Source organism: Nonomuraea sp. NPDC048916 (assembly GCF_040649575.1).
Classification (GTDB): Bacteria; Actinomycetota; Actinomycetes; order Streptosporangiales; family Streptosporangiaceae; genus Nonomuraea.
The window spans coordinates 106,536-118,791 of sequence record NZ_JBEZFS010000018.1 but is presented as its reverse complement, the minus strand read 5'-3'; the positions used below and the strand labels follow the sequence as shown (position 1 = coordinate 118,791).

Below are 12,256 nucleotides of genomic sequence, written 5' to 3'. Positions count from 1 at the left end.
GCGATGCGGGACGGCCGGCCGCCGTCCCGAGTCGCGACGTGGGAGAAGGACACGTGCACACACATGCCGTGGCCAGGGCGGTGCGTGGCATCGAGCCCCTGGTGGCCGCGGAAGTTCGAACGCTGGGACGGGTGCGCGCGACGCGCCACCGCGAGGTGTGGTTCGAGACGGCCGAGCCGGGGCCCGGGCTGCTGGGCCTGCGAACGGCCGATGACGTGCTGCTGGTGGCGGCCGTGGTCGGCGGGATCGGACGCGACAGGAGCGCCCTGGGGCGTCTCGGGAGAGCCGCCCGCGAGATCGACGTCCCCAGCCTGATGCGGCTCAGACGGCGCATCACGACCCCGCCTCGCCAGGCGGGCGTGGACATACGGCAGGACGCGGGCCCGCCTCGCCCGGCGGGCGTGGAGGTGTCGGCGTCCTTCGTCGGGCGGCGCAACTACACGCGCTTCGAGCTCGAGGACAGCGTGGGGGCGGCGCTCGCCGCGCCACTCGGCCTGCCCTACCACTCGCGCCGCGACGGCGGGGTGCCGCCCGGCGGGTCGGTGGCCTGGCGGGTCACGGTCGAGGACGATCAGGCGGTCATCGCCCTGCGGGTGGCCGACCGGCCACTGCATCGCCGCCCGTACAAACTGGGCACGGTCGCCGGCACGCTGCATCCGCCGGTGGCCGCCGCGATGGCCCGGCTGGCCGGACTCGACGGGGCGGGTGTCGGCGGGGCGGGTGGCGAGGGGACGGGTGGCGAGGGGACGGGTACGGTGCTGGACCCGTGCTGCGGCGCGGGCACCACGCTCATCGAGGCGCACGCGCTCTCCCCGGGCGCTCGTCTCCTCGGCGTCGACCGCGACCCGCTCGCCCTCGACATCGCCGCCGCCAACGCGGGCCGCGCCGCGTCATGGGCGTCCGGCCTCCCGGGTCCGTTCGCGTGGGCTCTGGGGGACGCCGGGCGGCTGCCGGTGCCGGACGGCGGTGTGGATCGAGTCCTGGTGAATCCGCCTTGGGGGCGGCAGGTGGCGCCGGCGGGGTCGCTGGCGCGGGACGCCGGGCTGCTGTGGCGGGAGACGCACCGCGTGCTGGCCGACGACGGGATCGCGGTGGCGCTCCTGCACGAGGGCGCGCCGGGCGCGACCGGCGTCCCGCCCGGTTTCGACGTGGAGCGGACGCTGGAGGTGAGCCTGGCGGGCCGTCATCCGGTGATCGCGGTGCTCAGGAAGCGGCCCCGGCCACGGCGAGGCGGCGTCCCGTGATGCTCAGAGGGCGGCGCCGGTTGCGGCGAGGCGGCGTCCCGTGATGCTCAGAGGGCGGCGCCGGTTGCGGCGGGGCGGCGTCACGGGCCTCAGGCGGCGGGGCCGAGCCAGTCGAGGATGAGGTGGTTGACCTCGTCGGGGCGTTCGAGGTGCAGGAAGTGGCCGGCGCCGGCGACCTGCTCGGCCCTCGACCCCTCGGGCAGGTGGTCGAGGGCGCCCTTGGCCAACTCGGGCCCGAGGCAGCCGTCGCGCGCGCCGTGCAGGTAGAGGACGGGCCCGGTGGGGGTCGGGGAGGGCTCCGGGTAACGGCCGGAGGGCGGCGTCGTGCCGAGCATGGCCCGGTAGTAGCCGATGGCCGCCGCCAGGTTGGCGGGCTCGCCGATGCTGCGCCGGACGAACTCCAGGTCCTGGCCGGCGTCGTAGCCGGGCGACCAGTCGGCCCAGAGCTTCTCCAGGAAACCGGGGTTGGCCACCGCCGCCTCGGCCAGGCCGGTCTGGAAGAGGAAGACGTAGAAGGACCGCTTGAGCTGGTCGTACTCCAGGAAACCGGGGAACAGGGCGGACGCCGGAGGCACGGCCATGGCGACGGCCCGGCGGAAGCGGCCGGCCGTGGCGTAGACGGGGAAGGCGCCCCAGTCGTGGCCGACGACGACCGCGCTCCCGTCGCCGCCGAGCTCCTCGTGCAGGGCGATGACGTCGGCGGTGAGCGCCGCGCCCTCGTAGGCGCCGTCGGCGGGCACCTCGGTGGGCGCGTAGCCGCGCATGAACGGCGCCACCGCCCGGTAGCCGCGTTCGGCCAGGGCCGGCATCAGATGCCGCCAGGTGTGCGCGGTGTCGGGGAAGCCGTGCAGGCACAACGCCAGCGGCCCCTCCCCCACGGCCAGATACGCGAACTCCACCCCATTGGCGTGGACGGTCCTGATCTCCATGACTGCGAAACCTAGCATTCGCCTCACCACGGGAACACGGCGAAACCGATCAGGCCTGCGCGGTCACCAGTGCGCCGCTCGTCGCCCAGGCGGGCGGCCAGGCGGTTGAGCGAGAAGCCCGCGTGCAGCAGCTTGACCAGGCCGCGGGCCACGTTGACGCGGCTGAAGTCGGGAGAGAGGCCGGTGTACTCGGGGGTCGGCGTTGCCGAGGATCACGTTGGTCCGGCGAAGCACCATGTCATGAAATTTCGCCGGAATCCCCATCATGTCGCAAAGGCCCGCTCCGACTGGATGAGGTCGGCGGCCTTCTCGCCGATCATGACGGCCGGGGCGTGGGTGTGGCCGCGGTTGAGCGTCGGCATGATCGACACGTCCACGACCCGGAGCCCCTCGACGCCGCGCACTCTGAGCGAGGGGTCCACGACCGACTCCTCGTCGGTGCCCATGCGGCAGGTGCCGACGGGGTGGTAGAGGGTCTCGCCCTTGTCGCGGACCCACTGCGCGAGCTCCTCGTCGCCCTCCGGCCCCGTATAGGGCGGCAGGGGCCCGTCGGCGTAGCGCTTCATCGCGGCGGTGGTGAAGACCCGCTTGGCCGTCTTCAGCCCGGCGACCATCCGCCTGACGTCGGCCTCCTTGGTCAGGTAGCCGGGGTCGATCACCACGTCACGCCCGCTGAGGCCGATCCGGCCGCGGCTCTCGGGCTGCAGCAGCACCACACCGACGGTCATCGCGTGCTCCGTGGGCGCCGTGAGCCCGTGGTCGACGAACGGTCCCGGAGCGAAGATCAGCTCGATGTCCGGCGCGGGCTCCTCCGGCGAGGTCTTGATGAACGCGACCGCCTCGCCAACGTTCGTGGTGAGCATGCCGGAACGCAGCACGATGTAGCGCAACAGGTTGCCCAGAGACTCGGCCTTGGTCAGCGTCACCGGCTCCCTGGACTGCACGATCACCCCGCTGCTGAGGTGGTCCTGCAGGTTGTGGCCGACCGCGGGGAGCTCGTGCACGAGCGGGACGCTCGCGTCGCGCAGCTCGTCGGCCGCGCCCACGCCCGAGCGCAGCAGCAGGTACGGCGAGCCGATCGCGCCCGCGGAGAGAACGACCTCACGACGGGCCCTGAGCTGAGCGCCTCCGCTGTGCTCGACGCCGGTGGCGCGCCTGCCGTCGAACACCACCCGGTCGACGGTGGCGCCGGTGATCACCGTCAGGTTGGGCCGCTTCCGCGCCGGGCGCAGGTAGGCGTCGGCGGCGCTCCACCGGCGGCCGCGCCTCTGGGTGACGGGGGTGGGGCTGAAGCCCTCGTTGGACCGGCCGTTGAGCTCGGCCAGCCGTTCCAGGCCCAGTTCCTCACAGGCGTTCAGGAAGGCGGCGGTGGTGACGTTGGGGCTGCGCAGCTCGGAGATGAACAGCGGCCCGGTGGAGCCGTACACGTCGCCGTGGTTGCTGCCGACCCGGTGCTCGGCCCGGTTGAAGTAGGGAAGGACCTCGTCGTACGACCAGCCCGGCACGTCCCACTGGTCGTAGTCGCGCTGGCAGCCGCGCACCCACATCTGGGCGTTGAGCGAGGACGAGCCGCCGATCACCTTGCCGCGCGGCCAGTAGAGCTCCCGGCCGGCCATCTCGGCCTGCTTGGCGGTCGTGTAGTTCCAGTCGGCGTCGGTCTTGAACAGCTTGGCGAACCCGGCGGGCATGCGGATCTCCAGCTTGTCGTCCTGACCTCCCGCCTCCACCAGCGCCACGGACACCCCCGGATCGGCCGACAGCCTGTTGGCCAGCACACATCCGGCCGAGCCCGCCCCGACGATCACGTAGTCGTACTCCATGGCCCCTCCCAGGGGTAAGTAACTTGGTACTTGCTTACTCCACGTGGCAAGGCGCGTCCATATCCAGATATGGCCTGCGTTACCTACCGGCCGGTATGTTCATACGCGAGAAATGCCACGGAAAAGGGAGAAGGCGTCATGCTCAACCTGTCGACCGTTCTGGAACACAGTGCCAGGACCACCCCCGACGGCACCGCCATCGTCTTCGGCGACATGCGCCTGCCATACTCCATGATCGACACCGTGGCGCGGCAGGTCGCCAACCTGCTGGTCTCCCGGGGCATCGGCAAGGGTGACAAGGTCGCGCTGGCCTGCCCCAACCTGCCGTACTTCCCATTCGTCTACTACGGCATCCTGAAGGCCGGGGCGAGCGTGGTGCCGCTCAACGTGCTGCTGCAGAGCCGCGAGATCGCCTACCACCTCGACGACAGCGACGCCAAAGCGCTGTTCTGCTTCGAGGGCACGCCCGAGCTGCCGCTCGGCGAGCGCGCCAAGGCCGGCTTCGAGGCGTCCGAGGGCTGCGAGCAGTTCTTCGTGCTGCCCGCCACACCGCTGGCCACCGAGTCGGAGTACGGCGAGTCGTTCTGGGCCGCGCTCGACGGGATGCCGGCGGAGTTCGAGACGGTGCAGACCTCGCCCGACGACACCGCGGTGATCCTCTACACCTCCGGCACCACCGGCCAGCCCAAGGGCGCCGAGCTCAGCCATCAGAACATGCTGATGAACGCCATGGTCTCGGACGAGATGTTCCCCAGGACCGAGGGCGGCGACGTGACGCTGGCGGTGCTGCCGTTGTTCCACTCCTTCGGGCAGACCGTGGTCATGAACAGCGGCTTCCGCCGGGGCGCGGCCCTCGTGCTGATGCCCCGCTTCGAGCCCGGCGACGCGCTCGCGCTGATGCGCAAGGAGGGCGTCACGCTGTTCGCCGGGGTGCCGACGATGTACTGGGCCATGCTGACGAAGATCCACGCGGAGGGCGCGGAGGTGCCGCGCACCCTGCGGGTCGCGATCGCGGGCGGCGCCTCGTCGCCGGTCGAGGTGCTGCGGGACTTCGAGGAGACCTTCGGCATCGGCATCCTCGAGGGCTACGGCCTGTCCGAGACCTCCCCCGTGGCCAGCTTCAACCAACTCGGCCGTCCCACCAAGCCGGGCACGATCGGCACCCCCATCTGGGGTGTGGAGATGAAGCTCATCGACGGCGACTGGAAGCCGATCGACGGCGAGGGCCCCGGCGAGATCGCGGTCCGCGGCCACAACATCATGAAGGGCTACTACGGGCGGCCCGAGGCCACGGCCGAGGTCATGCGCGATGGCTGGTTCCGCACCGGCGACATCGCCACCCGCGACGCCGACGGCTACTACATGATCGTCGACCGGGCCAAGGACATGATCATCCGGGGCGGGTTCAACGTGTATCCGCGGGAGATCGAGGAGGTGCTGATGACGCACGAGGCGGTCTCGCTGGCCGCGGTCTTGGGCGTGCCGCACGACTCGCACGGCGAGGAGATCAAGGCGTACGTCATCCGCACGCCGGGCGCCACGGTCACCGAGCAGGACCTGATCACCTGGGCGCGGGAGAACATGGCCGCCTACAAGTACCCCCGCGTCGTGGAGTTCCGCGACGCCCTGCCCATGACCGCCACGGGCAAGATCCTCAAGCGCGAGCTCCGCTAGGCGCGGCCCGGCGGGTGAGGGGCGTGAGACCCCTCACCCGCGAACGTCAGGGCCAGTCGCGCGACGGGCGCAGCGGGACACCCGAGCGGCCCGCCTCGTCCAGCTTCACGCCGAGGACCTGGTGCAGCTGCACCTTGTTGCGCTCGAAGCCCACGATGCAGCCCGCCATGTACAGCGCCCACACCCGGGCGGTGCCCATGCCGACCTCCTGCACCGCGTCCTCCCAGTTGGCGTCGAGGTTGGCGCACCAGTGGCGGAGCGTCTCGGCGTAGTGCTCCCTCAGGTTCTCCTCGTGGCGGATCTCGAAGCCGAGGTCCTCCATGTGCCTGACCAGCCAGCCGACCGACTCGAGCTCACCGTCGGGGAAGACGTAGCGGTTGATGAAGCCGCCCTTGTTGAACGTCTTCTCCGTGCCGGTCGGGCGGGTGATGCAGTGGTTGAGGATGCGGCCGCCCGGCCGGAGCTTGCCGTAGAGGAACTCGAAGTAGGACGACAGGTTGGCCTTGCCGATGTGCTCGGTGAGGCCGATGGAGCTGACCGCGTCGAAGCCGGTCTCGGTGACGTCGCGGTAGTCCATGAAGCGGACCTCGGCGAGGTCCTGCAGCCCCGCCTCGGCGATGGCCTTCTGCGCCCACTCCGCCTGCTGCCTGCTGAGCGTCACGCCAAGGACCTGGACGCCGTAGTGCTCGGCCGCGTGCAGCGCCATGCCGCCCCAGCCGCAGCCCACGTCGAGCAGCCGCATCCCCGGCTTCAGGCCCAGCTTGCGGGCCACCAGGTCGAACTTCGCGAACTGGGCGTCCTCCAGCGAGGCGCCCTCGGAGGGGAAGACCGCGCAGGTGTAGGCCATGGACGGGCCGAGCACCCACTCGTAGAAACGGTTGGACACATCGTAGTGGTGGTGGATGACCTCGGCGTCACGCTGCTTGGCGTGCCGCGAGCCCATCTTGGCCAGCATGCTCTGCCGGATCTCCTGCGGAGGCGGCGGAACCCGCATGAGCAGCGGCTTCACACCAAGGGAACGGACCGCGGCCAGCTTCTCGGCCGGGGTGAGGTCGTTGGTGGTGATGTTCCACATGCGATCGAGCAGGGTGTACGTGTCGCCGTGGATGTCGATGTGGCCCGAGACGTAGGCCCTCGCGAGGCCGAGCTCACCCGGCGCCTGGGCGAGATAGGCCACTGCGATGGGAGACTTCACTTCCAGGCAGATGTCCGCCCCGTCGGGACCTGCCTTGCTGCCGTCGTAGGCCATGAACGCGATGTTCGCCTCAGAGCCGACGATCTTCTCAAAGATGGATGCCAAAGCCATCTGTCACCTTCCCCGCACACACTTGTCGTACAGGTCCAGCAGGCGACCGCTCGGGTCGTATTCCCGCTTGACCGACCAGTAAGCATCGCCGTTGTAGAGCTGCCAGAACTGCTCACGGGCATAGAAGGAGGTCGAGTAGAGGGACTTGTGCCCGTCGAGCGCGTGCACAGAGTTCTCGATGAGCCGGTTGTAGTAGCCGTCGAACTGTCCCCGCGGCAACGGGACCATGCCCCAGAAGCCGAAGTTCACGTACAACCTGCCAGGTTCGAGCGGGTAGAGCGGCCAGCGTGAGGAGGCCCGGAGCGGGCACATCCACACCGGTGTCATGCCGACCTTGTCATGGAAGAACTCGAGGAACTCGGCCCCCCTCTCGACCGGCGTCTCGACATCCTGGATGACCGACTCCTGCACGGGCCGGCCACGCCACCGGTCGATCCTGGCGGTCAGTCCGTACTTGCGGTCGAGCGAGACGAGCTTGCGGTAGACGTCGGAACGCATCCAGCGGCGTGGCATCAGCGACCGCACCACGGGCTGCTGCACACCGAAGGCGCGCGAGCACCAGAACCAGTCGGTGTCCCAGCGCCACAGGTAGTCGCGGATCGTCAGCCAGTCGCGGTTGCGCTGGGTGATCGACTGGTAGTAGATCCGCATGCCGGTGTAGTCGGAGACGTAGGGAGCGCGGTCGGCGAAACGGCCGACCGTGATGTACATCTCCTGCGGGCCGAAGTAGACGCCGTCGACGAAGTCGACCGGCTCGCCGTCGTGCTGCATGCCGTCGCAGATCTCCTGCATGGCCAGCATGCACTTGTCGGCGTCGGTGAACTTGACGTGGGTGAGCCGGACGTACGGCTGGACCTGTCTGAGCCTGATCTTGATCCGCAGGGCGTAGCCGAGGGTCCCGTAGGAGTTGGGGAACGCCCGGAACAGGTCGCGGTGCTCGTTGTCGTCGCGCGCCACGATGACGCGGCCGTCGCCGGTGAGGATCTCGAGCTCCTCGACCGACTCGTGCGGCAGGCCGTCGCGGAAGCTGGTCGACTCGATGCCGAGCCCGGTCACGGCCCCGCCCAGCGTGATGGTCTTGAGCTGTGGGACGACGTACGGCATGAGACCGTGCGGCAGTGTGGCGTCCACCAGGTGCTCGTAGGTGGTCATGCCCTGGACCTCGGCGGTCATCGTCACCGGGTCGACGCTGATCACCTCGGCGAGGTCGCGCGCCGACAGCTTGGCCGTCTTGCCCTGGTCACGGAACCTGAAGAGGTTGGACGTGGCCTTGGCCAGCCGAGGCGCGGCGTCGCCAGGGATCTCCGCGTAGGACTGCCGGATCTGCTCTACTGCCCGTCGGTGTGTCGACATCGTCGTCGTCACCTGCGGCACCCCCTTTGAGCTGGTAGAGATCGTCCGTAGAAACGTATCTCCCGCGGGCAACATCGAACAGAGTGGGGTCGTTAAAGACACGAAAACTGTTCGCCGCCCAGGGGACCATCTAGGAGGTCGGCGAATCAACCGGTTTCCGGCGAACGACCGGTGAGACGTCGTTGAGCACGTCGGCCACCGGACGCCCGTCCAGGGCCGCGGTGAGGTTGTCCAGCGTGGCCGCGAGCAGGCGTCCGGTGGACTCCGGCGTCACCCCGGCGGCGTGCGGCGACAGCAGCACCCCGGCGGCCTCGCGCAGCGGGTCGCCGGCGGGCAGCGGCTCGGTCTCGAACACGTCGAGTGCCGCGCCGCCGAGCCGCCCCTCCCGCAGCGCGGCGACCAGCGCGGCCTGGTCCACGACCCCGCCCCTCGCGGCGTTGACCAGCAGGGCGCCCGGCTTCATACGGGCCGGATCGATCAGGCCGCGGGTCTCGTCGCTCAGCGCGATCACCACGACCAGCACGTCGGAGGTGGCCACGAGCGTCTCCAGGTCGGTGTGGCCGGGCTCCTCGCGGGGCCTGCGCGTCCAGTAGGACACCTCGCAGCCGAACGCGCGGAACAGCCGGGCGCAGGAGACGCCGATCGGCCCGAACCCGACGATGCCGACCCGCTGCCCGTGCAGCTCGCGCGGCTGCAGCCCCTGCTGCGGCCAGTCGCCCGCGCGGACCGCGGCGTCGGCGGCGGCGAGCTTGCGGGTCAGCGACAGCGCGGCGGCCACGCACCACTCCGACACCGCGACGGCGCTGACGCCGGCGGTGTTGGCCAGCGGGACCCCTGCGGCGGTCAGCGCGGCCAGATCGTGGCCGTCGACGCCGACCGACGGCTGCTGAACGAAGGCCAGCCGGGGCGCGGCCGCGACCGCCTCGGCGTCGAGCGCGAGCAGGCCGGTCCAGTCGCCCAGCACGATCTCCGCCTCGGGCAGCGCGTCGAGCAGCGCGCCGCGCTCGCGGGCGGCGGGCACCCGCACGTCCACCCGGTCGGCCAGCGGAGCGAGCAGATGGCGCAGGAGCTCCTCGGGGAGCGGCGGGAGGGCCAGGAGGTTCCAGGGAGTCATCTGCCCACCGTAAAGCTGCCGATCACCTGCCGCATCAGCCGCGTGTTGCGGCTCCACTGGGCCTCGGCGACCGTCCACGACAGCACGAACGCGGTGTCGCCGGTCACGAGCGCGCGCCGCACCTCGCGGTATCTCCGGCCCGGTGTGGCCCACGGCGCGCCTCCCTCCGCGCCGGCCGTGTAGGCGAACTCCCATTCCACGGCTCGCGTGCCCCGGTGGCTGACCACCCGGCGGCCCAGGATCTCCAGGTCGGTGGTGTTCTGCCGGAGCACCTCCTCGGCGTCTCGGATGATCTGGTAGGCGTCGACGTTGGCGTAGATGGTCTCGACGCCCAGGTGCGCGCTCCCGTTGCGCCGCGTCCACTCGGTGTAGGCCTCTCCGCGCGCGCCCCTCCAGCCGGTGGGCCGCATGATCGACCAGCCGTCGGGCGAGTTCCAGGCGCGCACGGCCGGCACGAACCTGGACGTCGTCGGCGTCGGCGTCGGCGTGGAGGTGGGTGTAGCGGTGGGGGCCAGGGTCGGCGTGGCGCCGGGCAGCGGGCTGGTCGCGGTGTGCCCGGCCAGGCGCGGGGCGCCCTCCGCGGGCGGGGCGGTCTTGAGGTAGGCGAAGGTCCCGCCCGCGACCACCAGCGTGGCCGCCAGGGCGACGGCGATGAGGGTGCGGCCGGCCCGCCCCGAACGGTCCTCGTCCACGTGCTGGTCGGCGCCGGCGGGCCTGCTGGCGGCGATCTCGGCGAGCAGCCGGTCGGCCTCCTCGGCGCTCACCCGATCCTCCGGCTCCTTGCGCAGCAGGCCCTTCAGGATCGGGTGCATGATCGGGGGGATCCTGCGGTAGTCGGGCTCGTCGTTGAGCAGCGCGTTGAGGGTGGCCATGGGCTCGCCGCGCTCGAACGGCGAGCGGCCCACGAGGGTCGCGTAGAGCGTGGCGCCGAGCGACCACAGGTCGGAGGCCGGGCCCGCCTCGGCCGCGCGGACCCGTTCGGGGGCCAGGAAGCTCGGCGACCCGGTGACCATGCCGGTCTGGGTGAGCGAGGCGTCGCCCTCGGCCGTGGCGATGCCGAAGTCGGTGAGCACGGCCCTGCCGTCGTCGGCCAGCAGGATGTTGCTCGGCTTGACGTCGCGGTGCAGGATCCCGGCCTCGTGGGCGGCGCAGAGCGCGGACAGCACCTGCCTGCCCACGTCGGCCGCCTGCCGCACCGGGAGGGCGCCGGTCGTGGCGACGACCTGCTCGACGGAGGGGTGGCGGACCAGCTCCATGATGATCCAGGGGCGGCCGTCCTCCTCCACGACGTCGTAGATGGCGACGACCGACGGGTGGTTCAGCCTGGCCGCCGTCCGGGCCTCGCGGGCCGTGCGGAGCAGCTGGCGTTCCTGGTCGGCGCGCGGCAGCCCTTCCGGCAGGAGCACCTCTTTGACCGCGATCTGCCGGTTGAGCAGCGTGTCGCGGCCTTCCCAGACCACCCCCATGCCGCCGCGGCCCAGCTCGCGCAGTAACTGGTAGCGCCCGGCGATCAGCGGCGTGCTATCCGAAACCATGTCCTACCCCTGTAGACCACCCGATCAGTGGGCAAGTTTCCCATACCTCTCTTCGCTTCGCGGGAAGGTCGGTGCCGCGGCTTGCCATAGCTCACCGAATGTTGTTCTACTGAGGCTGGTTGGCCGTACGAGTCGAGGAGATACAGATGTCTGAAGCCCGCCAGGGGCCGTTGGCCGGAGTGCGCGTGCTGGAGCTCGCCGGGCTGGCGCCCGGGCCGTTCGCCGGGATGATGCTCGCCGACCACGGCGCCGAGGTGCTGCGGGTCGATCGCGTGTCCGCCGTCACCGACCGGCCGCGCACGGACGTCATGGACCGCGGCAAGCGCACGATCGGCCTGGACCTGAAGTCTCCCGAAGGGGTGGCCGCCTTCAAGGACCTGGCCGCGAACGCCGACGTGGTGATCGAGGTGTTCAGGCCCGGCGTCGCCGAACGGCTCGGCATCGGGCCGGACGACCTGCACGCGGTGAACGAGCGGCTCGTCTACGGCCGGATGACCGGATGGGGCCAGGACGGCCCGCTGGCCCCGACCGCGGGGCACGACATCGACTACATCGCCATCTCCGGAGTGCTGTCGATGCTCGGCCGCGAGGGCGAGAAGCCGACCCCGCCGATCAACATCATCGGCGACTTCGCCGGCGGCGGCCTCATGCTCGCCTACGGCGTGCTGCTCGCCCTGCTGGAGCGGGAGCGCACCGGCAGGGGCAGGGTCATCGACGCGGCCATGGTCGACGGGGCCGCGCTGCTGTTCTCGATGTTCTACCACGGCGTGCAGACCGGCTTCTGGGGCCCGCGCGGCACCAACCTGCTCGACACCGGCGCCCCGATGTACGACACGTACGAGACCGCCGACGGTCAGTACCTCGCCGTCGGATCCCTGGAGCCGCAGTTCTGGGACACGATGGTGACGCTGATGGGCCTGACGGACCTGCCCGACCGGAACGACAGGAAGCAGTGGCCCGCCCTCAGGGCCCGTCTGACCGAGGAGTTCAGGTCCCGGACACGGGCCGAGTGGGAGGCCGTGTTCGAGGGCTCCGACGCGTGCGTCTCGCCGGTGCTGTCCATGCCGGAGGCGACCGCCCACCCGCACAACGTGGCCCGCGGCGCCTTCGCCGACGTCGGCGGCCTCTCCCAGCCGATGCCCGCGCCGCGCCTGCTCGGCACGCCCGAGCCCGACCTCTCCCCCGCCACCCGGCTCGACGACCTGTCGGCCTGGGGCCTGCCGGCCGACGTGGCCGGCAAACTCCGATCCCAGGGGGTGCTCGCCTGACATGGACCTCGCC

General features: G+C 71.0%; 10 protein-coding genes. 3 read left to right on the top strand and 7 right to left on the bottom strand.

What is annotated here, in order from left to right:
• Positions 1 to 53: 53 nt before the first annotated feature.
• Positions 54 to 1,244: a methyltransferase domain-containing protein gene (locus tag AB0C16_RS21500; protein ID WP_357685467.1), complete on the top strand. Its 1,191-nt coding sequence runs from the start codon at positions 54 to 56 to the stop codon at positions 1,242 to 1,244.
• An 89-nt stretch (positions 1,245 to 1,333) separates the two neighbouring features.
• Here the strand turns inward: AB0C16_RS21500 and AB0C16_RS21495 are convergent, their stop codons facing one another.
• The 3 genes from AB0C16_RS21495 to AB0C16_RS21485 form a co-directional block, all read right to left on the bottom strand.
• Complete coding sequence (locus AB0C16_RS21495) at positions 1,334 to 2,173, bottom strand: alpha/beta hydrolase (RefSeq protein WP_357685465.1); 840 nt, start codon at positions 2,171 to 2,173, stop codon at positions 1,334 to 1,336.
• A gap of 23 nt (positions 2,174 to 2,196) precedes the next feature.
• Positions 2,197 to 2,325: a hypothetical protein gene (locus AB0C16_RS21490; RefSeq protein ID WP_357685463.1), complete on the bottom strand. Its 129-nt coding sequence runs from the start codon at positions 2,323 to 2,325 to the stop codon at positions 2,197 to 2,199.
• A gap of 111 nt (positions 2,326 to 2,436) precedes the next feature.
• Positions 2,437 to 3,993, bottom strand: a complete 1,557-nt coding sequence (locus AB0C16_RS21485) for a GMC family oxidoreductase N-terminal domain-containing protein (RefSeq protein WP_357685462.1) — start codon at positions 3,991 to 3,993, stop codon at positions 2,437 to 2,439.
• Positions 3,994 to 4,131: 138 nt separating this feature from the next.
• Between AB0C16_RS21485 and AB0C16_RS21480 the strand changes: the two genes are divergently transcribed.
• Positions 4,132 to 5,667: a long-chain fatty acid--CoA ligase gene (locus AB0C16_RS21480; RefSeq protein ID WP_357685460.1), complete on the top strand. Its 1,536-nt coding sequence runs from the start codon at positions 4,132 to 4,134 to the stop codon at positions 5,665 to 5,667.
• A gap of 46 nt (positions 5,668 to 5,713) precedes the next feature.
• On the opposite strand, the gene AB0C16_RS21475 is transcribed toward AB0C16_RS21480, so the two are convergent.
• From AB0C16_RS21475 to AB0C16_RS21460, 4 genes are all read right to left on the bottom strand, one after another.
• A complete protein-coding gene (locus tag AB0C16_RS21475; RefSeq protein WP_357685458.1) occupies positions 5,714 to 6,973 on the bottom strand; it encodes a cyclopropane-fatty-acyl-phospholipid synthase family protein in 1,260 nt (419 codons plus the stop codon).
• A gap of 3 nt (positions 6,974 to 6,976) precedes the next feature.
• Positions 6,977 to 8,326, bottom strand: coding sequence for an FAD-binding oxidoreductase (locus tag AB0C16_RS21470; protein ID WP_357685456.1), 1,350 nt, complete (start codon positions 8,324 to 8,326; stop codon positions 6,977 to 6,979).
• 130 nt (positions 8,327 to 8,456) lie between these two features.
• Positions 8,457 to 9,440, bottom strand: a complete 984-nt coding sequence (locus AB0C16_RS21465) for an NAD(P)-dependent oxidoreductase (protein WP_357685454.1) — start codon at positions 9,438 to 9,440, stop codon at positions 8,457 to 8,459.
• A complete protein-coding gene (locus AB0C16_RS21460; protein ID WP_357685452.1) occupies positions 9,437 to 10,975 on the bottom strand; it encodes a serine/threonine-protein kinase in 1,539 nt (512 codons plus the stop codon). Before AB0C16_RS21460 ends, AB0C16_RS21465 begins: the two co-directional genes overlap by 4 nt.
• 146 nt (positions 10,976 to 11,121) lie before the next feature.
• Between AB0C16_RS21460 and AB0C16_RS21455 the strand changes: the two genes are divergently transcribed.
• Complete coding sequence (locus AB0C16_RS21455) at positions 11,122 to 12,243, top strand: CaiB/BaiF CoA-transferase family protein (RefSeq protein ID WP_357685450.1); 1,122 nt, start codon at positions 11,122 to 11,124, stop codon at positions 12,241 to 12,243.
• Positions 12,244 to 12,256 lie beyond the last annotated feature (13 nt).

Excerpts from the sequence above, each read along its gene's own strand:
- AB0C16_RS21495 (WP_357685465.1), bottom strand. The coding sequence starts at position 2,173 with ATGGAGATCAGGACCGTCCACGCCAATGGGGTGGAGTTCGCGTATCTG.
- AB0C16_RS21485 (WP_357685462.1), bottom strand. The coding sequence starts at position 3,993 with ATGGAGTACGACTACGTGATCGTCGGGGCGGGCTCGGCCGGATGTGTG.
- AB0C16_RS21480 (WP_357685460.1), top strand. The coding sequence starts at position 4,132 with ATGCTCAACCTGTCGACCGTTCTGGAACACAGTGCCAGGACCACCCCC.
- AB0C16_RS21475 (WP_357685458.1), bottom strand. The coding sequence starts at position 6,973 with ATGGCTTTGGCATCCATCTTTGAGAAGATCGTCGGCTCTGAGGCGAAC.
- AB0C16_RS21470 (WP_357685456.1), bottom strand. The coding sequence starts at position 8,326 with ATGTCGACACACCGACGGGCAGTAGAGCAGATCCGGCAGTCCTACGCG.
- AB0C16_RS21465 (WP_357685454.1), bottom strand. The coding sequence starts at position 9,440 with ATGACTCCCTGGAACCTCCTGGCCCTCCCGCCGCTCCCCGAGGAGCTC.
- AB0C16_RS21460 (WP_357685452.1), bottom strand. The coding sequence starts at position 10,975 with ATGGTTTCGGATAGCACGCCGCTGATCGCCGGGCGCTACCAGTTACTG.
- AB0C16_RS21455 (WP_357685450.1), top strand. The coding sequence starts at position 11,122 with ATGTCTGAAGCCCGCCAGGGGCCGTTGGCCGGAGTGCGCGTGCTGGAG.